The following is a 22,854-nucleotide window of genomic DNA, read 5'->3' on the forward strand; positions in this document are numbered from 1 at the left end:
CTCTCAGACTGGAAGGCGCTCACGGCGCATGGCGGTAGCGCTTTCCGTAGGCTCGAGATGATGTCGCATTCCGTTGTCAGCGTGCGGGTTCCCGCCAAGTTGAATCTCGACCTGTCGGTCGGGCCGGTGCGCCCTGACGGCTTCCACGAACTCGCCACCGTTTATCAGGCGTTGTCGCTGTTCGACGAGCTGGAGGTTTCGGAGCGGGGCGACGGGCGCGGTCTGCGTTTGTCCGTCGGGGGCCGCGAGACTGCCGGGGTTCCCACGGGACCCGACAACCTTGCCTGGCGCGCCGCGGAGTTGGCAGCCGAGGCGTACGGCCGGGTGCCGGACCTGTCGATCACGATCGACAAGGGGATCCCGGTGGCCGGCGGGATGGCGGGAGGCAGCGCCGACGCGGCGGGCGTACTGCGTGCCTGTGCGCAGTTGTGGGACCCCAGCGGCGAGGCTGAACCGGAGTTGGGTGATCTTGCTGCGCGGCTGGGATCGGACGTTCCGTTCGCGTTGTTGGGTGGGACCGCCGTGGGTAGTGGTCGCGGCGAGACGGTGACGTCGGCGATGGGATCGGGGAAGTTCCATTGGGTGCTCGCGCTCTCGGAGGGCCAGTTGTCCACCCCGGCGGTGTACCGCAAGTTGGACGAAATTCGCGGATCGGGTGCCACACCGCGTCCCGCCGTGCGGCCCGAGGTTCTGCTGGCCGTCCGTTCGGGGGATGCGCACGCCCTGGGTCGGGCGCTGCGCAATGATCTTCAGCCCGCGGCGTGCGCTTTGATGCCCGTACTGGAGATGCTCTTGGCGTTGGGGCCGGAGCACGGGGCGCTGGGTGCTTTGGTGTCCGGGAGTGGTCCTACGTGTGCCTTCCTGGTGGCTGACCAGGACTCAGCACTGGAACTCGCTGTGGCGCTGTCGGCGTCAGGTCTGTGCCGGGCAGTCAGACGGGCGGTGGGTCCGGTGCCGGGGGCGTCCGTCGTCGACTGAGTGATGCCCGAATCGGTCACGAAAGCCGGGGTTTGGGGTCCAGATGCCCCAGCCCGTTCCACGCCAGATTGACCAGGTGCGCCACGACTTCGCGTTGCTTGGGTTTGCGCACCTCCAGCCACCACTGCCCGGTGTGCGCCACCATGCCGACGAGCATCTGTGCGTACATCCCCGACAACTTGGGGTTGAATCCTCGGGCCCGGAACTGGGTGGCGAGCACGTGGTCCACGCGGGCGGCCACCTCGATGATCAGGCTGTCGAATCCCGCCGTGCTGGCGGGGGAGTCCCGTACCAGGATGCGGAAACCGTCTGTCTCGTCCTCGATATAGCCGAACAGCGCCGTCCCGGCTTGTTCAAGTAGTTGGCGGGGATGATCACCGGTCAGCGAGTTGGTGATCCTCTCGAGAAGGGTGTTCATCTCCCGATCGACGATGACCGCGTACAGCCCTTCCTTGCCGCCGAAGTGTTCGTAGACGACGGGCTTCGACACGGCGGCCTCGGAGGCGATCTCCTCCACGCTGACCGCCTCGTAGCCCTTGTCGGCGAAGAGTCGACGACCGACCCCGATGAGTTGCTCCCGGCGCTGTTTTCCGCTCATTCGCACGCGCGGCCGCCGGGAAGTAGTCAGTTCGACGAGTGAGGTCGGATCCCCGGCGGTCGTGAGATCGGGGGGCCAAGGCGTGGTCACTGGCGCGCGTTCTCGTACTTCCCGCCGCGGTTCTCCGCGGCGGGTGGTTTCTCAGTCGGCCTCGTTGACCGCGGGATGCAGGTCGATCGGTTCCTCGGGATGCAGCCAACGGTTGCGCACTCGCTGCGCGGTCGGCCATCGCACATCGTGAGCCCAGCCGAGGCGTTCCAGCATGCGGATCGACCACGCTGACGGGTCGATCTGGCTCCGGAGCACCCCGTGGCGCGCCGCGGTCGGATCCGAATGGTGGTAGTTGTGCCACGACTCGCCCAGCGCCGGCACCGCCAACCATGCGACGTTGCCGGAGTTGTCGCGCGTCCGGAACGGACGCCGGCCCCAGACATGGCAGATCGAGTTGATCGACCACGTCACCTGATGCACCAGAGCGATCCGGACCAGCCCGGCCCAGAAGAACGCGCTCAGCGCACCCTGCCATGACCAGGTGATCAGGCCGCCGAGGACGGCGGGCAGCAGTAGCGTCGCGAGCACGAACCACGGGAAGTGCTGGGAGAGTCGGCGAGTGATCGGATCACGCAGCAGGTCCGGCGAGTACTTCGCGACATCGGTCGGATTGCTGCGGATCAGCCAGCCGACGTGGGCGAACCACAGTCCCTTGGCGACCGCCCGGGAGTCGGTTCCGAACCGCCACGGGGAGTGCGGGTCGCCGGGTTTGTCAGAGAAGGCGTGATGTTTGCGGTGATCGGCGACCCAGTCGGTCACGGCGCCTTCGAGCGCCAAGGAGCCGGCGACCGCGAGAACGGTGCGCGTCGCGGCGTTCGCCTTGAACGAGCCATGGGTGAAGTACCGGTGGTATCCGACCGTGATACCGAATGCTGTGATCACGTAGAACAGAGCCGCAAGGCCCACGTCCACCCAGGAGATCCACCCCTGCATCAGAACTGGGATGGCGGCGACCAGCGCCACCATGGGGGTGATCAAGAAGACCGCGACGATCCAGGGCTGACCCGTCGGCTCCTGCGAGCCCGTGGGTTCAGGCGACGGCTTGGCCGGGGCCACGGAAGCGGTGGGAGGGACGTCGGGTTGGGTGGGGATGGTCTGGCGACCAGTACTCCGTGGGCTCATCGATCCCGGTCCCTTCGCTGAACCTACGCGCTGCGTAGGTTCAGCGAAGTTAACCTACGGCTGCGTAACAAGTCAATGGTCGAGTGGTTGGCGCCGGTGAGCGCGTGACAGGATTGCCCGACACCAGTCCGCCGTGGGGTAATGGCAGCCCGACAGCCTTTGAAGCTGGAGGTCCAGGATCGAGACCTGGCGGCGGAGCGACTCCCTCAGTGGCCAGCGGGTATTCTGCGAGGGCGTTGGGTGGCCCTGGAGGACCTATGTCGATGACCCCGCCGGCTGCGGTGATTGTTCTGGCGGCGGGCGAGGGCACCCGCATGAAATCCGCGACCCCCAAGGTGCTCCATCAAGTCTGTGGTCGGTCGCTGGTGGGACACGTGGTCACCACCGCCGAATCGATCGACGCCGGCCAGGTCGTGGTGGTGTTGGGTCACCAGCGCGAGCGGGTCGCAGCACACCTGGCGGAATCCTTCCCCCGGGTCGTGACCACCGTTCAGGCCGAGCAGAACGGCACCGGCCACGCGGTCCGGGTCACCTTGGATCAACTCGCCGACCAGGGCGTCACCTGGGACAGCGGTCCCGTCGTGGTCGTGTCGGGGGACTCCCCGCTGCTCTCGGAGCAGACTCTCGAATTGCTGATCGCCGAACATGAGTCGGCCCAGGCGGCTGTCACTGTGCTGTCGGCCGCACTGCCCGACCCCACCGGCTACGGGCGCATCGTGCGCGACAGCGCCGGTTTGGTCCAAGGAATCGTCGAGCACAAGGACGCCACCGCTGAGCAACTGGCCATCCGCGAGGTCAACAGTGGCATGTACGTGTTCGACGCGGGATTCCTCCGCGCGGCCATCGCGGGCCTCTCCACCGACAACTCCCAGGGGGAGGAGTACCTCACCGATCTGGTCGCTGTCGCCCGAGCCGACGGTCGTCCGGTCGCGGCCTTGGCAGCGCCCGACCCCGACGACACCTTGGGCATCAACAATCGGGCGCAACTCGCCCACGTCGAGGCAATCATGCGGCACCGCATCAACCACCACTGGATGATCGCGGGAGTGACCATGCGGGATCCCGCCACCACCTACATCGACGCCGATGTGTCGCTCGAGCCAGACTGTGTCCTCGAACCGGGGGTCGCGCTGCGAGGCGTGACCGTCGTTGCCGCGGGCGCAGTTGTCGGACCGGACAGCACCTTGATCGACACGACGGTGGGAGCGGAAGCCCGGGTCAACCGGGTGCACAGCGAGTCCGCCGTCATCGGCCCCGGGGCGACGGTGGGCCCCTTCACGTACTTGCGGCCCGCCGCCGACCTCGGGCCCGACAGCAAGGCCGGTGCGTTCGTCGAGATCAAGAACGCGGTCGTGGGACAGGACGCGAAAGTGCCCCATCTGACGTATGTGGGCGACGCCGAGATCGGTTCCGGTGCCAACATCGGGGCGTCGTCGGTGTTCGTCAACTACGACGGAGTCTCCAAGAGCCGTACTGTGGTCGGACGCGAGGCCCGGGTCGGTAGCGACACGATGTTGGTGGCCCCGGTGGTCGTGGGGCCCGGCGCCTACACGGCTGCGGGATCCGTGATCGTGGAGGATGTCCCGGCGGGCGCGCTGGCGATCGCGCGGGGCAGACAGCGCAACATCGAGGGGTGGGTGGCCGCCAACCGGGCGGGAACACCCGCGGCGGAGGCCGCGGCCGATGCGGAGGGGCAGGAATGAGCACTCACAATGGCGGTATCACGACTCCGCCGACCAAGCGGCTGCTCTTCTCATCGGGCCGGTCACACCCCGAGTTGGCCGAGGAAGTCGCCCGGGAACTGGGGATCGGGTTGAGTCCGACCTCCGCGTATGACTTCGCCAACGGTGAGATCTTCGTGCGCTACGAGGAGTCGGTGCGCGGGTGCGATGTCTTCATCTTGCAGAGCCACACCGCCCCCATCAACCAATGGATCATGGAGCAACTCATCATGGTGGATGCCGCCAAGCGCGCCTCCGCCAAGCGCATCACCGTGGTGGCGCCGTTCTTCGGGTATGCCCGACAGGACAAGAAACACCGGGGCCGCGAGCCGATCACAGCTCGTCTGATGATGGACATGTTCGCCCGAGCCGGAGCGGACCGCATGATGACAGTGGATCTGCACACATCCCAGATTCAGGGTTTCTTCGACGGTCCGGTGGACCACCTCTTCGCCCTGCCTCTGCTTGCCGATCACGTCAAGCGGAACTACGACGTCGACTCCGTGACCGTGGTTTCACCCGACGCCGGCCGGGTCCGGGTGGCCGAGCGGTGGACGGACGTGCTGGGTGGTAGCCCCTTGGCCATCATCCACAAGCGCCGGGATCCCGATGTACCCAATGAGGTCAAGGTGTTCGAGGTCGTCGGCGACGTCCGCGATCGGCTGTGCGTTGTCGTGGACGACATGATCGACACCGGCGGCACCATCGCCAAGGCCGCTCAGACACTGTTCGAGAACGGCGCCCGCGACGTCGTCGTCGCGGCGACTCACGGTATCCTCAGCGATCCGGCCGCCAAACGGCTCGCGGCATCTGGCATCAACGAGGTCATCGTCACCGACACGTTGCCGATCGCCGAGGAACGTCGTTTCGACCAGCTCACGGTGCTGTCGATCGCCCCCCTGTTGGCTCAGGCGATCCGTGAGGTGTTCACCGACGGTTCGGTCACCAGCATGTTCGAGTTGGCGAAGGCGGACGTCTGAAGCCAAGCCCGCTGCGTCAGTGGTGGAAACTCGCTTCGCTCGCGTACTCGTGTGGGACCGGAGTGGACAGCCCTTCGAAAGTCGCGACCACGCGCCGCAGGTCGGCCAACAGCAGATCCGCGAATCCGCGTCCCATGCCGTTACGGACGACGATCCGCAATCCGCTGACGTGCTCCAGATCGGCGGGGAGTGAGTACGCGGGGACCTGCCATCCGTACTCGCGCAGTTTGTCGGACACGTTGTAGACCGTGTAGTTGGTGATCCCCTCCTTGAGAGTGAAGAAGAAAACGGGCAACTCGTCGCCGTCGGTCACGAGTTCGAATGGGCCCATCTTGTCGATCTCGTAGGCGAGGTACTGGGCGATATTGCGGCACTCCTGCTGGATGGCGCGGTAACCGAACTCACCCAACCGGATGAAGTTGTAGTACTGGGCGATGACCTGGCTGCCGGGTCGGCTGAAGTTCAGGGCGAACGTCGGCATATTGCCCCCGAGGTAGTTCACGTTGAAGACCAGATCCTGGGGCAGGTCGTCCGGTTCCCGCCAGGCGACCCAGCCGACCCCCGGGTACACCAGCCCGTACTTGTGGCCGCTGGAGTTGATGGACTTGACGCGCGGAAGCCGGAAGTCCCACTCGAGGTCCGGGTCGATGAACGGTGCGATGAAGCCTCCGGAGGCCGCATCGACGTGGATCGGGATGTCCCAACCCTTCTGCTTCTCCAGTTCGTCCAAGGCCGCGGCGATCTCGGCCACGGGCTCGTAGGAACCGTCGAAGGTGGAGCCGAGAATTGCGACTACTCCGATGGTGTTCTCGTCGCAGTACTTCACCGCCTCTTCGGCCGTCAGGTGCAGCCGACCCGGAGCCATGGGTACGTATCGTGGTTCGACTTCCCAGTAGCGCGCGAACTTCTCCCACACCACCTGGACGTTGATCCCCATCACCAGGTTGGGCTTGTCCGTCGGGCGTCCGGCTGCCTTCTGGCGCGCTTTCCAGCGCCACTTCAAGGCCATCCCCCCGAGCATCACCGCTTCGCTGGATCCGGTGGTGGATGTCCCGGTGGGGGCCCCGGGGGCATGCCACAGGTTCGACACGATCTCCACGCAGCGGCTCTCGATGTCCGCGGTCATGGGGTACTCGTCCTTGTCGATCATGTTCTTGTCGTAGGTCTCGGAGAACAACAAGTCGGCGGTCGGTTCCATCCAAGTGGTCACGAAAGTGGCGAGGTTCTGACGCGCATTGCCGTCCAGCATCAACATGTCGTGGACGACCTGGTAGGCGACGTCCTCGGATCGCGGCAGTGCCCGCAACCGATGCCCGTCGTTGCCGCGCTCCTCGCCTGGTCGGGCGAACAGCGGCGTGAACATGTACTCGGCCAACGTGGTCGCATCGAGGTCTTGCCCCGTATAGCTCTTGAAGGCCTGCCGCAGCACCTCGTGATCCTCTTCGCTGAATGTGGGTGCCGGATGCCCGCTGCTCCACGGGTTCTGCGGAGTCAGCGGCTTCGCGGCAAGAGCCTTCGCGGCCCGATTCTTCTGCGTCGCCTTCTTGGCACCGCTCTTGTGGGTGCCGCTCTTGGCGGCTCCGGATTCCTTGGCTCCGGTCTTCTTGGCTCCGGTCTTCTTGGCAGCGGTCTTCTTGGCACTGGTCTTGTGCTTTCGCGGGCATCCGGATCCTCCAACGTGATTGCCCCCGAGCCTAGGGCGTGGGTGCCGCTCGTCGCCCGGGGTGGAAGGCCCCGGGTGGGAAGGCCCCGGGTGCGAAGGCCCCAGGTGGGAAGGCATAACACAGCAGCCGCCCGCGCGAAGCCCGTCAATCCAGGCGGCACCCGTTGCTCGACGCGGTCGACTTGCCCCACTGAGAACTTGCCCGACTGAGAACTTTCCCGACTGAGAACTTGCCCGACTGAGAACTTGCCCCGCTGAGAAACGGTGCGACGCAGTGCGGCGGTGCGTCCGCTGGAGATGTTGTCGTCGGGGGTCAGCGAACAGTGAGCGTCACTCGCTGGCTCATCAGCCTCTGCTGCCGCGGACCGGTCAGGTCGAGAACACACTGGTCGCGTCCTGGGTTCGTGCCCCGGACAGTGACCGCCTCCCACCGCGATCCACCGGGCCCATCGTGGACGCGGACGCCTTCGACGCGAAAGTGATCGCTGGTGCATTGACTACGTCGGACAGTCCACTGCGTCCCCTTGGCGCGGCCGCGCACGGGTCCGACGACCACCTTCTTGGTGCGATTGACCCCAACTTGAATAGCGCGTTCCTGGATCGCGCCCGCTTGCGAGGCAGCGGAAGAAGAGCACTCGCCGTCCTGCGCTTTCGACACCGTCATGCGGAAGAGATTCGTGTAGTTGAACATTCGGGGCTCCAGCGTCAGGCACGCTTGCCCAACGGGAGTCTGCACGGGCGTGCGCGGGTCAAGTCCGTTGAGGTCGAAGTGGTAGCCCCGAACGTCCATGACGATCTTCCAGTACGACATCAGGAAAGTGAAGTGGTTGTCACCCCATGTCACTGGTTCCCACTGTGCGCCCGGAGCGGACTGCGCCATCAGCCGGAACTGCTGCCAGCGCACCAGCGAGTCCTTGAGCGGATTCCACGTCGGACTGCAGAACGAGAAGAACGCATTGCGGACCTCGCTCGATACCGAGACATAGCCACCACCCGCCGGCGCGGACAAGTCGTCGCGGTCGAAGTCCTGCGGGTACCAGCAGAAGTTGTCGAGGCTCCGGAGCGCGAGCCGTGGGTACAGCGGCTGGGTCTTCGGCAGTTGGTTGTTCAGTTCGATCGTGATGTCCTGGCCCGCCCGAGCCGGGGCGGCGACCAACAATCCGGCGATGATGACTGCCATCGCCAGGATCGCGGGCGACAACGAGCGACGGCGAGCGGGAGTGAACATACGCCTACTCTATGGAGCGATTGCGCTCTATGGAGCGATTGCCTCTATGGGGGATTGCTGGTGGCTCTCCACGGGTCGAGCTGCTGCACGCATAGGTGAACTTCACGACTGTGGTGGGCGTGAATTGTTCCTGGTCGGTGCGCCGCGGGTGTTCCGTCGGGACGCTAACGGTCGCTTCGTCCCGCCTCCGGGTTTGGCGAAGATCGCCATCCGATCTAGGCTGGGGGCACCTCGGCGAGGGCGTTGCCGGTGACACGGGCGCCGTTATCGACGCGGTGCGACGACTGTCGAGGTGTCGTCCGCACCCCACCGAGGAGCCTTTCCCATGACCCAAGATGTTCGCATCGACGCTGCTGCCCGTGATCGCTTCGGAAAGGGCGCCTCGCGCCAGTATCGCCGCGCCGGCCAGGTTCCCGCTGTCGTGTACGGCTCCGGCAGCGAGGTGCGCCATGTGGTCCTGCCCGCGCATGAGTTGGGCCTTGCTCTGCGTATCCCGCGCGTTGTTCTGAAAGTGCAGTACGACGGCACCGAGTTGCTCGTCGCCCCGCGTGACGTCCAGAAGGATCCCGTCCGCCAGGAACTGCACCACGTCGATCTCATCATGTTGAGTACGGCCGATGTCGCCGCCCGACACGCCTACGCCGATGCCCTGGCGAAGGCCGAGACCCTCGCCGAGGAGGCAGGGCAGGACCCCATGCAGGCCGCGGCGATCATCGAAGAGGCCGCTGCCAACGACGAGAACTTGGACGACGTCGCCACCCGCATCGTGGAACTGCTCGAGGAGCAGGCTCGTGCCCGCGCCGAAGCCGCTGCTGCTGCCGCCGCCAAGGAGGAGGCCGCTGAGGCAGCAGCCGAAGCAGCAGAGGCCGGGGAGGAAGCCGGCGGCGAGGAAGCTGCGGCTGAGGGCTCCGGCGAGGAGTGAGCGTCGGCCCCTGGGTGGTGGTCGGGCTGGGCAATCCGGGCGACCGGTACACCGCCACACGTCACAACGTCGGCCGCATGACCGTCGAGCTGATGGCTTCTGCCGATGGCCGGCCTTTTCGGGCGAACCGCCGAACCAGGTGTGACGTTGCGGAAATCCGGCTCGGGTCGCAGCGATGTGTGCTCGCCAAGCCGCATTCGTACATGAACGAGTCCGGTGGTCCAGTCTCGTCGGTCATGGGCTACTTCGGCTCGGAGCCAGAGCGTCTCATCGTGCTGCAGGACGAGATCGACCTGCCGTTCGCGGCCCTGCGCGTGAAGTTCGGGGGTGGGGACAACGGACACAACGGGTTGAAGTCCATCCGCAAGTCCCTGGGCACGGGCGACTGGTACCGCATCCGCATCGGCGTTGGTCGTGGTCGTGGTGAGACGGCCGACCATGTACTGTCCCGCTTCGCACGCAGCGAGTCGGCGGAGTTGGGGGACCTGCTGCAGCGGGCCGCAGACTGCACGCAGACCGTGGTCGGTTCGGGCTTGGCGGCGGCGCAGAACGCCTTCAACAGTTGATGCGACGGCGGGATAGGCTGCCGGGATGACCTCAGATGAACTGGCCCTCGCCCGTGATGTAGCTGCGCGAGCCGGTGAGCTGCTCGTCGATATCCGCACTCGGGCGGGTGTGGTCGCCCCCGATGACAAGGAAGCGCTGAAGGAACTGCGTGATCGGGCGGACCGGGAATCCAACGACCTGATCACGGCGGCGCTGGTCATGGCGGACGGCGATGCGCTCTTGAGCGAAGAGGGCGTGGACGACGAGGGGCGATTAACCGCCGGGCGGGTCTGGATCGTCGATCCGCTGGACGGCACCTGGGAGTACGGGCAGGGCCGCACCGATTTCGGTGTCCACATCGCCTTGTGGGACATGGCTCGCAAGGAGATGGTGCTGGGCGTCGTCGACTTGCCGGCTCTGGGGCTGGTACGTACCTCCGGCGACCTCGACCCGGAGCTTCCGATGCTCCCCGGTGATCGGCCCCTGCGGATCGTCGCGTCTCGCACTCGCCCACCAGCGGAGCTCGACGCGATCTGCGCCCGGTTGGCCGACCGGATCGGGCAGGACGTCGCGGTGGTCAATGTCGGCTCGGTGGGGGCCAAGGTCAACGAGATCCTGAGCGGACGAGCCGAGGCGTACCTGCACGATACGGGGTTCTACGAGTGGGACCTGGCCGCACCTCTGGCCGTTGCCAAACACTACGGGTTGGTCTGCGACCACTGGGACGGTTCCGAAGTCGACTTCAACTTGATGCCACCATTCGTCCGCAACGTCTTCGTGTCACATCCCGCGATTGCCGAGGATCTGCGAGCCAGCCTGACCGGTTGACGGACCTCCTGTCATCGCACCGGGGTGAGTTCCAGATCGAGGCTCACGTCCGACGACCCGGGCTGATGCTGGTGCAGTTCCACCGCCACGACATTGCGCCCGGGCAGCAGCGCGTCGTCCGGGACCACGATGCTGTTCCAGCGGGACTCCTGCGAGCCTGCCACCGCTGTGAGGGCTTGAGTCGTCGACGTGATCGGTCCGTCGGGAAGATTGAAGCGCCAGATCTCCTGCCCGTTGAGGAACACCACTGCCCCGTCATCCACCAGCGCGCGCAGCCTCACGGAACGGACATCCGAGACTGAGTCGCCCGCTTCGAACGCGGTTCGGAAGTAGGAGGTGATCGGCTTGTCGGAGGAAGACGTCCCGTAACTGAGCAGGGTCGCCTCGTCGCCATCGCCGTATCCCAGCTGCGCAGCGCCGACCCGCCACGCGCTGTCGTCGAATGACCTGTCGTCCCAGCCGGGACCTGTCGCCGCCCCTCCGTCGAGGTACCGCCACGGTGAGCCGGCTGCGACGTAATCAGGCGTCGGTGTGGGGGCGTTGTGTTCCGTCGGGCTGTCGGTGGGGTCGCCGGGGGTGTCGTCGTGAGTCGTCGCGGTGACGAACGCGTCGAAACTGATGTCCGATGAACTGGCACTCGCGTTGTGGACTTCGATGGCGAGCTGATTGGGCCCGGGTCTCAGGGAACTGACCGGGAGCGCGATCGACTGATACGTCATCTCGGAGGTACCGAAGACTCCTGACGCGGCAACCGTGTCGTTGGTGACCGGTCCTGATGGCATGTTGGTTCGCGTCAGTTCGGAGCCATTGAGATGCACCACGGCTCCGTCGTCGACCAGTAGACGCAGAGTCGCCGAGATGAGATTCGTGGGGTCGGATACCGAGAACTTCGTGCGGAAGTAGTGGGTCACCCCTTTGGGCGATATGACCGTGTCCTCGCCCCCGTCGCCGTAACCGAACTCGCCGACACCCGTCGCCCACGACGACTGGTCGAACCCGAGCGTTGTCCAGTCGGATCCCGGCGTGGTTCCCAGGGACAGAAACGCCCATGAGGCCCCTCGCTGCAGTAGCTGCGACTCCCCCGATTCGGTGGTCACGGTAATCGCGCGGGAGGGAGCGCTGACGTTGCCCGCGGAGTCGAGGGCCTCGACCGTGTACGTGTGGGTGGCGCCCGCCACCACGGTGCGGTCCTTGAAGGTGGTCCCGGCTGGGTTGCCGATCACGACGCCGTCGCGCCGGACCCGGTAGTGGATGGTGGCGACGTCATCGACAGCTGCCGCCCACGAAAGTGTCACCTGGTCCGAGAGCGCGGCGGGGATCCGGAGACTGCCGGGTGCCTGGGGAGCGGCGAGATCCGGCGGATCCGCAACCACGGGGAATGACACGAACTTGCCGACCGCAGTCGACCCGACGGTCGTGAACTGCCCACAGGCGCGCAGCATCCCCCCATCGAGCAGCAGTTGCCAGACGCCAGATCCCCCGACGAGAGCGGTGGTGAGGTCAGGGAGGACTCCACCGGTGCGCGCATCGAGCACGACAACTCCCGCGCGAGGGACACCGCCCACGGCATCAGCGAAGTGTCCCGCTGCATACAACTTGGTGCCGTCACGCAGCACGGACGTGAAGTCGCCGTCACCACCCGTCCACCACCGCTGGGCCCCGGTCTGCGGGTCCAGTGACACGATGCGACCACCAGGGCCACCTTGAGCCAGGTAGATCGAGTCGGGAGTTGCCAAGATGTCCCAGACATCGCAGGGGTTGGTGCTGTCCTGGCAGGTGCTGCCGGACGTCCACGGCATCAGCGCTCCACTCGCGCGGTCGACTTTGGCGACGTGGTCCCGAGGGACACCGCCGATCGCGCTGAAGTACCCGCCGACATAGATCCCGTCGTCGTTCACGTCCTCGACTCCCGTGCCGCCGGCCACGGTGACGAGCCCGGCCGTCACCTTCGGGTCCCACGTCCGCAGCGCACCGGTCGCCGGATCCACCTCGGCGCCGTTGCCCCGACCGACTCCGTTCACCTTCCAGAACGTGCCGACCAGGTACAGCCGCCCGTCGATGACCCGAATCTGACGAACGGTCGAGTTGGCGTTGGCGATGAATGGGGTGGCCGTCCCGGTGGCCGCCGACAGCGCGGCTGCGTTGGTGCGCGCAGCCCCTCCGACCGACGTGAAGGTTCCACCGACGTAGACCGTGTCCCCGTCCGCGGAGGCGGCGACGGTGCGAACACCCGCTCCGTTCGGGTTGGGGTTCCACGGCAGGAGTTCGCCCGTCGTCGCGCTGATGGCGGCCAGGCGGTTGCGGGTGACCGTCTGGCCCGTCGGTGAGCGCATGCTCGTGAAGGTGCCGCCCAGAACGATCATGTCCCCTACCCGGGCCTGGGAGTAGGCGATGCCGTTGGCGGGTCGCCACGATGTGGTGGGGCTCTTGTCATCCACCAGCGCGACTGCGGGTGGGGCTGTGGTGACCCCGATAAGACCCAGACTTGCGATGATCAGTAGCGTCACGAACCGCGTCAAGGCAGCACTCAGCGTAGTCATTGTTCCCCCGATTCTTCGAAGTCCCCCCTGGAACCCCAATTTGCCTCACTGAGAGTAGGGCATGGGAAGTGCTCGGCTCAACGGTGAGGGTTCCGCGTCAGGGCGGGACCCCGCTTCGCAGTGCGCCGGCACGATCCCAGGCGCTTGAGATCTGCGCACATGTCACGGCAATGGACTCACACCGACACCCAAAGCAACCGAGAGGCACCTGAGTGCAACCGAGAGGGCACTGAGCGCAACCGAGAAGTGGTCATGGCGACACCTGGACATGAGTCGACGTCTGCTGGGAACACCCGGTCGGGGTCGTTCCCGGGGATCGCATCAAGACCCAACCGGGAACGGCAGGAATCCGACTCGCCACGGGGCTGAACGCACACGGGGATCGGAACGCACACGGGGATCGGAACGCACACGGGGATCGGAACGCACACGGGGGATGTAGGAGGGGGATGTATGAGCAAGCCCGCAGTACTGCACGTGACCCAAGCTGTCGGCGACGAGTCGCAGACCGTCGGCGGCGTGGCAGTCGTCATGTTGGATCAAGTCCAGGACCTGGTGGCCGGCGGCTGGGATGTCACAGTGGCCGGACCCGACCACGGGCGCCTGCCGGATGACGTCACCAGCAGGGGGGCGACCTTCGCACGTTGGCATGCCGATCGCGAACCGGGTCCCTCCGTGGCCCGCGAATCCCGTGAGCTGCGGCGGGTCCTGGCGCGGGTCGACCCTGGCGTCATCCACTTGCACAGCAGCAAGGCCGGTCTCGTGGGTCGAGCCGTGACGCGGGGCAAGGTGCCGACCATTTTCAGCCCGCACGCCTGGAGTTTCCACCACGCGCGCAGTGCGACCATGCGCGCTGCGGTTCGATCGTGGGAACGATCAGCCGCACGGTGGGCCGACGTGATTCTGTGTGTCAGCGAGGCCGAACGCGGCATCGGAATCCGGGCCGGTGTCCAAGGCCGCTTCGAGGTCCTGTCCAACACCGTCAATCTTCCCGCCCCCTCGATCACGCGCGAACGGGCGCGCAGTCTGGTGCTAGGCGGAATCGGTGCCGACACCCCACTCGCCGTATGCATCGGACGGCTGACTGCTCAGAAGGGGCAGGACATTCTGCTGCGAGCATGGCCACGTGTCGTCGCCCAGGTGCCGACAGCTCGCCTGGTGATCGTGGGAAGCGGCCCCGATCAGGACGCCCTGCGCCACCTTGCCCCGGACGATGTGGTCTTCGTGCCCGCAGTGCCCCGCGATCAGGTTCCGACGTGGACGGTCGCGGGCGACGTCATGGTGTTCCCCTCCCGCTGGGAAGGACAGTCGATCGGCGTGCTGGAGAGTCTCAACCTGGGACGTCCGGTGGTTGTCAGCGACTGCGCGGGAATGGCAGAGGCACTTGCAGGAGGACGCGGGACCATGGTGTCGGTCGGAGACGAACCCGCGTTGGCGGCTGCTGTTGTCCCGTACCTGAGGGATCGAGCCTGGGCTGCGGAACAGGGGCGGTTGGCTGCCCTGGACTATCGGCTGGTGCACGGTGAACGGCGCCGAGTCAACCAGCAGCGCTATCGCGAGCTGGTCGCCGGGCTGGCCGATCGTCCGTCCTGAAGTCCGAGTCGCTCGCGAGGGCGCAGCTCACGGTCTCGATGAAGCCGCTCAGCGATCGAGGAGCCGCTCAGCGATCGAGGTGCCGCTCAGCGATCGAGGTGCCGCTCAGCGATCGAGGTGCCGCTCAGCGATCGAGAAGTTGGGACAGGTAGTCAGGCCACTGCCGCACCATCGCCCGGGCGTGGTTCAGGTCGACCGCGTCGCGCTGCCTCGTCGGGGCCGCGAGGTTCTCGCCGAGCAAACGCAGCACCAAATACTCGCCGAGCACGGCGACGTGCTGTCGCTGCTCGCCGTCCAGTGGGGCTGTGATGGCGGTCCATGCGGTCCGGCGGTCCACCGGGTCCAACAGAGTCGACCAGAGCCGGAGATGATCGGTGAACCGAGGCGCGTCACCGATGAACTCCCAGTCGACGACCTGCACCGATGGCGAGTCGGCCAGCACATTGCGTCGGTAGTAGTCCCCATGAGTCAGCGTCCGGTCGGGGAGACTGTGCGCGGCGGCCCGGGCTCGCCGCAGCCGAGGAAGGGACAGCCCGCCCCGGGTCTGGCGGGTCACGCGACTCGGGAGAGTGCGTCGTGACCCCCGCCAGTTGGCCGGCGCAGCGGTCAGATGCGGGGCGGTGCAGCGGCTGATCAAGTCGGCAACGCGCAGCCCTTCGATCACGTAGCGTGACCCTCTCGGATCCCCGGCCGTGATGTAGTCGGCGACGAACCAAGAGTCGTCCTCCGCGGCCGCTCGTACTGTCGGCACCGGGATTCCCTGCTCCGCAGCCCATTGCCGACACTCCCGCTCCACGGTGATCCGACTGCGTCCGGCCGATGTCACGGCAACGGTCAACACCGAATCGGGTGATCGGAAGCGCCGAAGCGGTGTCGGCGGACCGGGTTTCGCCCAGTAACGGAACCGGGCGGTATCGAGGCCGCCAGCCGCGAAAGCCGACTTGACCGCCCGGCTCTGAGCTCGTGTGAGAGAAGTCATGGCGCCAATGGTCCTTGTTTGTTGGGCCCCACCGCTACTGAGTGTCATGGTGGGGCGAGAAACATTGTGAGTCAGGACGGGGATCCCGACCTGGTGTCGAGCCCGCGACGCGGGCCGCTTCCGGAAGGTAAGGCATGACTCGCGTTCGTCGGTGGCGCACTGCTGCCCTCATGTCCGTCGGGGTGTTCCTCGTCGCGCTCGTGGGGTCGGTCTTCTATGCGCGGTCATTGCCGCCGCAACACACTGCAACCGCCGTTGTGCAGTTCAGCCCCAGGGCGACCAAGAACGGTGGCGTGGTCGGGGGCGAGACCGTGGCCTCGACCGCGGCGGGCTACGTGGCATTCATGGGTGCTCCCGCCACGATTCAGGCCGTCGGTGACGACATCGGCAGTGAACCGGCCACCCTCAAGGCGGGACTGAGGGTCACGCTGCTTCCGACGACCACGACGGTAACCGTGGAGTACACCGCCGCGGATGCGGAAGCGGCGGCGACCGGGGCCAACGCGATGGCGGCCGCGGCAGTGGCTCGGGCGAAGTCGGACGATCTGGTGACTGCGTCGGAGTTGGCATCGGCCGCACCGCCCTTGAACCCGTCCGGTCCACAGCGACTGGCGATACTCGCGGCCGGCCTGGTCCTCGCGGTTCTGCTGGCAGGTCTGGTCGTCGTCGTCATGGTAGTCATCCCTTCACGCCGCTGGACCGTCACCCAGTGGCTCGACCGGCATGACCCGGACTCCCCCGGCAGGAGTCCTCGGTGCGGGGATCTTCATGGGGCCAAGCGGGCCGAGTGCTGATGCCTGGGCTCAGTCGGCTGCGGGTCGTCATCGTGACTCCCAAGGGATTCCTGGGTGGGGCGGAGCGTTGGCTGCTCGCCGTGCTGGACGCGACCTCCCGACTGCAGATCGAAGTCATGTGTCTCGCAGACGGACCCCTCGTCGGGCATTTGCGCGAGCGGGGCATCGCCGTCACGGTCGTGCCGACCGGGCCATCCCCGGCCGACATGGCCCGGTCGTCACGACGCCTGCACCGAATCATGCGGTCGGCCGATCCTGACGTCGTACTGGCCAATGGGATCAAGGCCGCCGTCACTGCGCTGCCCGTTACCCGGCTACTGGGCATCCCTGGCGTCTGGGTACGACACGATCCCAACTACGACTCGACGCTCGGCGTCGCAGCAGCCCGGCTGGCACGCCGGGTGATCGTGGTGGCACCCCCGACCGCCACCGAGGAGCGCCGGTTCCGCCCGACGTTCATTCCGCCGCCACTCCTCGCCGAGCCGCTGTCGCGCACAGATGCTGTCGCGCATCTCCAGGCGCTGGGAGTGCCCGACGACGGCAGGAAACGCGTGGGGATGTTCTGTCGCCTCGCGCAGTACAAGGGGGTCGACGTGGCCATCCGGGCGCTCGCGCGTGCTCCCTCCTGGCGGCTCGTGATCGCCGGGGTCGTCGACCCGGGTGAGCGTGACGACGAGGAACTGCGACTTCGGGAACTGGCTCAGGATGTCGGAGTCGACGACCGCGTCACCTGGTTGGGGGAAGTGCCCAAGCGCCGGTTCGCTCGCGGCGGGACTTGACGCTGTCGCGATGCTGACCCGATCCGGAGTGCCCGGATACCCCGACGCAGAGGGTTTCGGGATGACTCTGGTGGAGGCGTACGCAGCCGGGATCCCCGTGATCGCGGACCCCCGGACTGTTCCTCCGTTGCGGGTGCCGGAGTACGCGGGCGGCGCCATCGAGGTGGACGCCACCGATCCGGCTGCGGTCGCGCAGGCACTGGCCACGGTTTGTGGGGCGACGCCGGCGGTCGGTCGCCGAACCGCGGCACTGGCCGCAGCCGCAGCACATCCCCGACCTGTCGAGGTGGCGCGTCGGCTGGTTGCCGTGATGGCTGAGGTCTCACATCGCCCCGGGGTCGGACACGTGGGCGGATCGGCGCTGACCACGGCCGACCCGCCCTCCCGAGGAGTTGGGCCGCTCAGCTGGAGCGGACGGGCCGCCCATGAGTGTCGTGGCGACGGTGTTCAACGAGGGGCCGGAGGTGGAGCGCGCAGTCGGGGAATGGCTGTCCTTGGCCAGATGTGACGACGAGGTCGTCGTCGTCGACGGGGGATCTCAGGACGACACCGTGGCCAGGCTGCGCAGGCTCTCACGACAGGACGCCCGTTTGCGGGTCATCGAGGCGCCAGGTGCCGGCATCTCCACCGGTCGCAACATCGGGATCAGAGCCGCCCGTCACGACTGGATCGCCGGTTCCGACGCTGGTTGCCGACCGGGGCCAACGTGGTTGGCGGGCCTGCGCGCAGCTGCGGCCAGCGGGGCGGCTGATCTGGTGACCGGCGTCTACGCCGCTGATCCGGGCCAACACCGCTTGTGGGAGACGGCACTGCGTGCGGTTGCCTATCCGCGACCGGAGGAGCTGCGACGGTCGACACCGTTGGTCTGTCTGTACGGGCGGTTGTTCGGCCGGGTATACGACGCGAGCCTTCCGACAGGCAGGTCGCTGGCACTGACCAAGGATGCCTGGCGATCTGTCGGTGGCTATCCCGAACACCTCGCCACCGGTGAGGATGTCACCTTCGGCAAGGCGATCGTGCGGATGGGCGGCCGAGCGGTTCTTGCCCAGGACGCCGTCGTCGTGTGGGGGCAGCGCGGATCCCTGCGAGCGAACCTGACCATGTTCTTCCGCTATGGCATCGGTGACGGCGAGTCCAGGGACTTCGTGCTCATCGCACGCAACAGCGCCCGCGGCGCCGCCTACATCGTCGGTCCAGCGATGATGGCATCGCGACGTCTGCGCCCTCTGGCGCTGGCCGGTGCCGTTCTGTATCTGTCCTTGCCCATGAAACGAGCGCTGCTCGGACCTCGGCCACTGGCCACCGCAGCGGTCGTCCCCGCGATCGCCGCCGCCCGTGACCTCAGCAAGGTCGTCGGGTGTCTCGTCGGAGTGAGCAGACGCCCATGATCTCCTGGCAGCGTGGCGAAGCCTGTCGTCTTCGTCTTCGTCTTCGTCTTCGTCGCAGTCGTCACGGTGTTCGCGGGCAGCATCCCGCTGTTCGGGCCGGTACCGGCACTCACGATGGTTCCCGCTCTGGTCGCCCTCGTGGCGATGGTTCGGTACCCGGTCGTGGCGGTTCTGATCCCGTTGGTCGTCGCGCCGGTGGCGTTTACTCCCATCCCCGGTGCAGCTGGCCTACGCGTCATCCACGTGGCGGTCGCAACCGCCGTCGGCGGTGTGGCACTCGGCTACTTCACCAGGCGGCTGAGCGTGCGGCCACCTGCGGTCCTGGGATGGGCGGCGGCCTTCGTGGCCTGCTTCGCCGTTGCCACCATGACGTCGGTCGACCCCGCCCAGAGTCTCCGGTCGTCGCTGAACCACCTCCTGGGGCTGGCGCTGGCTGCCAGTGCCGCTGTCGTCGTGCGGCAGACCCCGGCCAATCTCACCTGGGTTCTGCGTGGCTGGGTCGTCGCGGCCTCCGTGGTCATCGTCCCGGCCCTCCCCGCGGCACTGACCGCCACGGATCGGTTCGCGGGTGCCTTGATCGAGGGCCGGGTGCAAGGGGTCTTCTCTCAGCCCAACGACTTCGGTGAGTTCGGCATGTTCGCGGTCGTCATGGCTTGGGCCCTGTTCGCCGGATCCACCACTGCCACGGATCGCACACTCGCCATCGTCGGTGGAGTGGTGGGGGCGGCCGGTGTCGCAGTGTCGTTCTCACGGGGGACGTGGATGGGATTGGTCGCCGTTGTGGTCGTCGCGGTCGTTCTCGCGCCGCGGCTGTTGGGCCCTGTTGTCGTTGTGCTGACGACGTCGTTGCCAGTCGCCCTCGTTGGCGTCGCCACGGGCACGCCACCGTTTACGGCACTGTCCGGACGTCTCACGGCGATGGTCTCGGGACCACAGAACCCCGAAGACGACCGCTCCGTGATTCATGAGCAGGCATGGCGACTGTTCCTGGACAACCCCGTCACCGGAACGGGCCCGGGGACCTTCCCTTCGGGTGCCTTCGAACCGGGCGCGGAACTCGTCCGGCGTCCCTACCTGCATGCTCACAGCGCACTTCTGACCGGGGCCAGCGAATTGGGAATCGTCGGTGTTCTGGGGCTCTTGGGGTTCACCGTTGCCCTTGGCTTTGTCGTGTTGCGCACCCGGCGCGTCCTGCTGTCCTCCGGGCGCTTTTCGGCTGAGCCCGAATCCTCCCGGGTCGCCATTCTTGCGGCGGGGCTCATGGGCGTAGCCGTTCACGGCCTGGTGGACTTCGTCTACACCAATCCGTACCTGATCCCGTTGGCCTGGTTCCAGGCCGGCCTCGTGGCCGGACTCTGCGCTGGGCTCGCGCACCGCTGGACGGGAGCTCCGGACCGGTCGCGTGACCGCGGTGTGCGCCCCATGAGACCGTCGAAAGGCGACTCGCTGTTGGTGGCAGTCGGTGCCGGAGTGTCGGGTGCGTCCGGGATTCGCCTTCGCCTGGATCCTCGCGCGAGCGACAGGTCCGTCCGGATCTGCGGTGGTCCTGACCGTCACCACGTGGTTCACGCTGCTTCTCACCGTGGGCAAACTCGGGCTGGATACCACGCTGGTCCGAGAGGGTGGTCGCATCAGAGTCGGTGGCCCCGGTGCGGGTCCGACGAGTCTGCTGCGGTGGACGTTGTTGCCGGTCACCGCGGGGGTGGCACTCGCGGGGATGGCGGTGGCGGCAGCCGCGCAACCGATCGGTCAGTGGATTCTGTCTGAGAGTCCGGTGCCCATGACATCGCTCGTGGTGACCGGTGGACTGCTGTTGCCGCTGGGGGTCTACACGGTGATCCAACTCGCATACAGCCGCGGTCTGGGTTCGATCCGTGAGTACGTGGCGATCGAGCAGGTGGTCAAACCCGGTCTCCGGCTGTTGGGTTCAGGTCTGTTGTTGATCGCGGGTGTATCCGGTGCTCTGGCTTTCGGCTGGGTCTGGTTCCTGCCGGTGATCGTCGCAGCCACGCTGACCGTCTGGGTTGCCGCGCGGCGCCACCCGAGCCACCCCGAGCCGCGTCCTTCAGGCCCGCCGCCGCGGGCTTCAGGCGAGTGTTCTCGGGTGTGGCGATACGCAGGCCCACGGGCCGCGTCTCAAATCGTCGAGATCGTCAACACGTCATTCGGGACGGTGGTGCTGGGGGTGTTGGCGACCGCTGCTGACACGGGGGCATTCGCCATCGCTTTGCGGGTGGTGTTCGCGGGGCAGTTGGTCTTCCAGGCCGTTCGGCTGCTGCTTGCGCCGAGTTTCGCCGCCTTGTTGGCGCGGGGCAGAATCCACGATGCGCAGCAGGTCTTCAGCGCGGGAACAAGCCTCATCGTGGCGCTCGCTTGGCCGGCGTTCTTGCTCTGTGCTGATCCTGCCTGACCTGGTACTCGGCTTCTTCGGCGCCGGATTCGAGTCGGCTGCTCCCGTGCTGCAGGTCCTGTCACTGGCCGGTCTCTTGCTGGCAGTGGTGGGCAACCAGGGCAGCGTCGTCCTGATGTCCGGCCGCAGTGGAAGTGCGCTGGTGGCCATCGCAGCGGGTCTCACGGTCAACGTTGCGGTGACAATGGCCCTGCTGAACGTCTGGGGGGCCACCGCGGCGGCCGCAGGCTGGACCGCTTCCGTACTCGTCGAAGGCCTGTGGCTTGCCCGGGCGCTATCAGCCGAGGGGCTGCGCCCCCTGCCCGAGACTGCATTTCTGATGGCAGTCCGGGTGACGGCAGTCGTCGCGGTCCCGTTGCTGATCGCCCGATTCGTCTGGCCCTCAGCCCCCTGGATCGCAGCAGCGGTGGTTCTTGTGGGAGTGGTGGCCGCGCCCGCCGTAATCGTGCCGGCCGCGCGCCGGCAGTTCCACATCCTCACCGAAGAAGACCAAACCCTCCCCGAAGAAGACCAAACCCTCCCCGACGAAGACCAAACCCTCCCCGACGAAGACCAAACCCTCCCCGAAGGAGCAACTCATGACTCGCCCAACCCCGTCTGAGCGAGCGAATCGCGCCGCGCCGGGCTGTGCCGCTCAGAACCGTGCTGTGCAGGACCGTGCTGTGCAGGACCGTGCTGTGCAGGACCGTGCTGTGCAGGACCGTGCTGTGCAGGACCGTGCTGTGCAGGACCGTGCTGTGCAGGACCGTGCTGCTCGACCGTGCTGTGCAGGACCGTGCTGCGCAGGACCGCCCCACCCAGGACAGGGTGGAAACGCCACTTCGTTCCGTCAAGGGGGCGATGCCTGAACCGGTCAAGGTGGGACTGCGTCGCTCGACCAGGACTTTCGGCCGAGTCACCCACCGGTGGCGCACTCATCCGGACTTCCTGATCATCGGGACCAAGCGAGGGGGAACCACGTCGCTGTGGAACGCGATGCTCGGACATGCGGATGTGCTTCCCCTGTTCCCCGGGCTGCAGGAGATGAAGAGTCCGCACTACTTCGACATCGACTACTGGCGGGGCGACTGCTGGTACCGCTCGTTCTTCCCCACGTATCGGCAACGAGCTCGTCACCTGCGCCGGACCGGTCATCACGCCATTGCCGGTGAGGCCAGCCCCTACTACATGTTTCACCCCTTGGCGGCGGATCGGATCGCCAAGGACGTTCCTCGCATCAAGCTCATCGTGAGTCTGCGCAACCCCGTCGACCGGATCTGGTCGCACTACAACGAGCGGGTGGCCGGGCACTCGGAGAACCTGGCCTTTGAACAGGCCCTGGCAGTCGAGGGTGACCGCCTCGCCGGAGAAGTGGAGCGGATCGAACAGCGCGACCCGAACTACTACAGCCGGCATCACGACCTGTCCAGCTACCTCGCCCGGGGGCGGTACTGGGAGCATCTGAGTCGGTTCGTCGCTCGCTTCGGTCCTGACCAGCTCCTGGTGCTGCGGGCGGAGGACTTCTACGACAACCCGCGAGACGAGCTCGCGAAGGTCGCGCGGCACTTGGACATCGACCCGGCACGCTTCGGCGAGGTCGCTCACTACAACCGGATCCCCCGCGACACGTTGGCACCGGATGTGCGAGCGCGTCTGACTGCGTACTACCGGCCTCACGTCGCCGAGCTCCAGTCTGGCTTGGATCGTGACTTCGGTTGGGCCGGCTTCCAGTGAGTCTCGCCCGCCTCTTCCTCG

Annotated in this window: 21 protein-coding genes and 1 tRNA gene; 16 read left to right on the forward strand and 6 right to left on the reverse strand. The window is 66.7% G+C overall.

Annotation, left to right across the window (positions count from 1 at the left end; translation table 11 throughout):
• The first annotated feature begins 60 nt into the window (after positions 1-60).
• Positions 61-978, forward strand: coding sequence for a 4-(cytidine 5'-diphospho)-2-C-methyl-D-erythritol kinase (locus tag V9E98_10815; protein ID MEI2717470.1), 918 nt, complete (start codon positions 61-63; stop codon positions 976-978).
• Between the two features lie 16 nt (positions 979-994).
• Here the strand turns inward: V9E98_10815 and V9E98_10820 are convergent, their stop codons facing one another.
• Together V9E98_10820 and V9E98_10825 are read right to left on the reverse strand one after the other, a co-directional pair.
• Positions 995-1,576 carry a TetR/AcrR family transcriptional regulator gene (locus tag V9E98_10820; protein MEI2717471.1) on the reverse strand — a complete coding sequence of 194 codons (582 nt, stop codon included), beginning with the start codon at positions 1,574-1,576 and terminating at the stop codon, positions 995-997.
• 141 nt (positions 1,577-1,717) lie between these two features.
• Positions 1,718-2,749 (reverse strand): acyl-CoA desaturase, encoded by a 1,032-nt coding sequence (locus V9E98_10825; GenBank protein ID MEI2717472.1) that lies wholly within the window; start codon positions 2,747-2,749, stop codon positions 1,718-1,720.
• A 127-nt stretch (positions 2,750-2,876) separates the two neighbouring features.
• On the opposite strand from V9E98_10825, the gene V9E98_10830 reads away from it, so the two are divergent.
• The 3 genes from V9E98_10830 (at position 2,877) to V9E98_10840 (ending at position 5,450) form a co-directional block, all read left to right on the forward strand.
• Positions 2,877-2,947: transfer RNA gene (locus tag V9E98_10830), tRNA-Gln, on the forward strand.
• 59 nt (positions 2,948-3,006) lie between these two features.
• Positions 3,007-4,452 carry a bifunctional UDP-N-acetylglucosamine diphosphorylase/glucosamine-1-phosphate N-acetyltransferase GlmU gene (glmU, locus tag V9E98_10835; protein ID MEI2717473.1) on the forward strand — a complete coding sequence of 482 codons (1,446 nt, stop codon included), beginning with the start codon at positions 3,007-3,009 and terminating at the stop codon, positions 4,450-4,452.
• On the forward strand, positions 4,449-5,450 hold the full coding sequence (locus V9E98_10840) for a ribose-phosphate diphosphokinase (GenBank protein ID MEI2717474.1): 1,002 nt from the start codon (positions 4,449-4,451) through the stop codon (positions 5,448-5,450). The genes glmU and V9E98_10840 overlap by 4 nt, the downstream gene beginning before the upstream one ends.
• A 16-nt stretch (positions 5,451-5,466) precedes the next feature.
• Here the strand turns inward: V9E98_10840 and V9E98_10845 are convergent, their stop codons facing one another.
• On the reverse strand, positions 5,467-7,230 hold the full coding sequence (locus V9E98_10845; GenBank protein MEI2717475.1) for a glutamate decarboxylase: 1,764 nt from the start codon (positions 7,228-7,230) through the stop codon (positions 5,467-5,469).
• Positions 7,231-7,426: 196 nt separating this feature from the next.
• Positions 7,427-8,341: a hypothetical protein gene (locus V9E98_10850; GenBank protein ID MEI2717476.1), complete on the reverse strand. Its 915-nt coding sequence runs from the start codon at positions 8,339-8,341 to the stop codon at positions 7,427-7,429.
• A 325-nt stretch (positions 8,342-8,666) separates the two neighbouring features.
• On the opposite strand from V9E98_10850, the gene V9E98_10855 reads away from it, so the two are divergent.
• The 3 genes from V9E98_10855 to V9E98_10865 are packed head-to-tail and all read left to right on the forward strand — an operon-like array spanning position 8,667 to position 10,637.
• Complete coding sequence (locus V9E98_10855; protein ID MEI2717477.1) at positions 8,667-9,263, forward strand: hypothetical protein; 597 nt, start codon at positions 8,667-8,669, stop codon at positions 9,261-9,263.
• Complete coding sequence (gene pth / locus V9E98_10860) at positions 9,260-9,829, forward strand: aminoacyl-tRNA hydrolase (protein MEI2717478.1); 570 nt, start codon at positions 9,260-9,262, stop codon at positions 9,827-9,829. The genes V9E98_10855 and pth overlap by 4 nt, the downstream gene beginning before the upstream one ends.
• 25 nt (positions 9,830-9,854) lie before the next feature.
• Complete coding sequence (locus V9E98_10865) at positions 9,855-10,637, forward strand: inositol monophosphatase family protein (protein ID MEI2717479.1); 783 nt, start codon at positions 9,855-9,857, stop codon at positions 10,635-10,637.
• Positions 10,638-10,648: 11 nt separating this feature from the next.
• Here the strand turns inward: V9E98_10865 and V9E98_10870 are convergent, their stop codons facing one another.
• Positions 10,649-13,177 carry a hypothetical protein gene (locus V9E98_10870; GenBank protein MEI2717480.1) on the reverse strand — a complete coding sequence of 843 codons (2,529 nt, stop codon included), beginning with the start codon at positions 13,175-13,177 and terminating at the stop codon, positions 10,649-10,651.
• A gap of 453 nt (positions 13,178-13,630) precedes the next feature.
• On the opposite strand from V9E98_10870, the gene V9E98_10875 reads away from it, so the two are divergent.
• Positions 13,631-14,770: a glycosyltransferase family 4 protein gene (locus V9E98_10875; GenBank protein MEI2717481.1), complete on the forward strand. Its 1,140-nt coding sequence runs from the start codon at positions 13,631-13,633 to the stop codon at positions 14,768-14,770.
• Positions 14,771-14,894: 124 nt separating this feature from the next.
• On the opposite strand, the gene V9E98_10880 is transcribed toward V9E98_10875, so the two are convergent.
• On the reverse strand, positions 14,895-15,749 hold the full coding sequence (locus V9E98_10880; GenBank protein ID MEI2717482.1) for a phosphotransferase: 855 nt from the start codon (positions 15,747-15,749) through the stop codon (positions 14,895-14,897).
• A 134-nt stretch (positions 15,750-15,883) separates the two neighbouring features.
• Between V9E98_10880 and V9E98_10885 the strand changes: the two genes are divergently transcribed.
• From V9E98_10885 to V9E98_10920, 8 genes are all read left to right on the forward strand, one after another.
• The gene (locus V9E98_10885) at positions 15,884-16,543 is read left to right on the forward strand and encodes a hypothetical protein (protein ID MEI2717483.1); all 660 of its coding nucleotides are present in this window, start codon (positions 15,884-15,886) and stop codon (positions 16,541-16,543) included.
• Positions 16,543-17,322 (forward strand): glycosyltransferase family 4 protein, encoded by a 780-nt coding sequence (locus tag V9E98_10890; protein ID MEI2717484.1) that lies wholly within the window; start codon positions 16,543-16,545, stop codon positions 17,320-17,322. The genes V9E98_10885 and V9E98_10890 overlap by 1 nt, the downstream gene beginning before the upstream one ends.
• 10 nt (positions 17,323-17,332) lie before the next feature.
• Positions 17,333-17,830 carry a hypothetical protein gene (locus V9E98_10895; protein MEI2717485.1) on the forward strand — a complete coding sequence of 166 codons (498 nt, stop codon included), beginning with the start codon at positions 17,333-17,335 and terminating at the stop codon, positions 17,828-17,830.
• Entirely contained in the window at positions 17,748-18,710 is a 963-nt protein-coding gene (locus tag V9E98_10900) for a glycosyltransferase (GenBank protein ID MEI2717486.1), read from the forward strand. Before V9E98_10895 ends, V9E98_10900 begins: the two co-directional genes overlap by 83 nt.
• Positions 18,711-18,722: 12 nt before the next feature.
• Positions 18,723-20,477 (forward strand): O-antigen ligase family protein, encoded by a 1,755-nt coding sequence (locus V9E98_10905; protein MEI2717487.1) that lies wholly within the window; start codon positions 18,723-18,725, stop codon positions 20,475-20,477.
• A gap of 13 nt (positions 20,478-20,490) precedes the next feature.
• Positions 20,491-21,120, forward strand: a complete 630-nt coding sequence (locus tag V9E98_10910) for a hypothetical protein (protein MEI2717488.1) — start codon at positions 20,491-20,493, stop codon at positions 21,118-21,120.
• A complete protein-coding gene (locus V9E98_10915; protein MEI2717489.1) occupies positions 21,104-21,721 on the forward strand; it encodes a hypothetical protein in 618 nt (205 codons plus the stop codon). The genes V9E98_10910 and V9E98_10915 overlap by 17 nt, the downstream gene beginning before the upstream one ends.
• Positions 21,722-21,960: 239 nt before the next feature.
• A complete protein-coding gene (locus V9E98_10920; protein ID MEI2717490.1) occupies positions 21,961-22,833 on the forward strand; it encodes a sulfotransferase domain-containing protein in 873 nt (290 codons plus the stop codon).
• Positions 22,834-22,854 lie beyond the last annotated feature (21 nt).

The organism is Candidatus Nanopelagicales bacterium (assembly GCA_037045355.1).
Lineage (GTDB): Bacteria > Actinomycetota > Actinomycetes > S36-B12.

Bases quoted from the DNA above. Each gene is read 5' to 3' on its own strand.
- V9E98_10815 (MEI2717470.1), top strand. From the start codon at position 61: ATGTCGCATTCCGTTGTCAGCGTGCGGGTTCCCGCCAAGTTGAATCTC.
- V9E98_10820 (MEI2717471.1), bottom strand. From the start codon at position 1,576: ATGAGCGGAAAACAGCGCCGGGAGCAACTCATCGGGGTCGGTCGTCGA.
- V9E98_10825 (MEI2717472.1), bottom strand. From the start codon at position 2,749: ATGAGCCCACGGAGTACTGGTCGCCAGACCATCCCCACCCAACCCGAC.
- glmU (MEI2717473.1), top strand. From the start codon at position 3,007: ATGTCGATGACCCCGCCGGCTGCGGTGATTGTTCTGGCGGCGGGCGAG.
- V9E98_10840 (MEI2717474.1), top strand. From the start codon at position 4,449: ATGAGCACTCACAATGGCGGTATCACGACTCCGCCGACCAAGCGGCTG.
- V9E98_10845 (MEI2717475.1), bottom strand. From the start codon at position 7,230: ATGCCTTCCCACCTGGGGCCTTCGCACCCGGGGCCTTCCCACCCGGGG.
- V9E98_10850 (MEI2717476.1), bottom strand. From the start codon at position 8,341: ATGTTCACTCCCGCTCGCCGTCGCTCGTTGTCGCCCGCGATCCTGGCG.
- V9E98_10855 (MEI2717477.1), top strand. From the start codon at position 8,667: ATGACCCAAGATGTTCGCATCGACGCTGCTGCCCGTGATCGCTTCGGA.
- V9E98_10865 (MEI2717479.1), top strand. From the start codon at position 9,855: ATGACCTCAGATGAACTGGCCCTCGCCCGTGATGTAGCTGCGCGAGCC.
- V9E98_10870 (MEI2717480.1), bottom strand. From the start codon at position 13,177: ATGACTACGCTGAGTGCTGCCTTGACGCGGTTCGTGACGCTACTGATC.
- V9E98_10875 (MEI2717481.1), top strand. From the start codon at position 13,631: ATGAGCAAGCCCGCAGTACTGCACGTGACCCAAGCTGTCGGCGACGAG.
- V9E98_10880 (MEI2717482.1), bottom strand. From the start codon at position 15,749: ATGACTTCTCTCACACGAGCTCAGAGCCGGGCGGTCAAGTCGGCTTTC.
- V9E98_10885 (MEI2717483.1), top strand. From the start codon at position 15,884: ATGACTCGCGTTCGTCGGTGGCGCACTGCTGCCCTCATGTCCGTCGGG.
- V9E98_10890 (MEI2717484.1), top strand. From the start codon at position 16,543: ATGCCTGGGCTCAGTCGGCTGCGGGTCGTCATCGTGACTCCCAAGGGA.
- V9E98_10895 (MEI2717485.1), top strand. From the start codon at position 17,333: ATGCTGACCCGATCCGGAGTGCCCGGATACCCCGACGCAGAGGGTTTC.
- V9E98_10900 (MEI2717486.1), top strand. From the start codon at position 17,748: ATGAGTGTCGTGGCGACGGTGTTCAACGAGGGGCCGGAGGTGGAGCGC.
- V9E98_10910 (MEI2717488.1), top strand. From the start codon at position 20,491: ATGACATCGCTCGTGGTGACCGGTGGACTGCTGTTGCCGCTGGGGGTC.
- V9E98_10920 (MEI2717490.1), top strand. From the start codon at position 21,961: ATGCCTGAACCGGTCAAGGTGGGACTGCGTCGCTCGACCAGGACTTTC.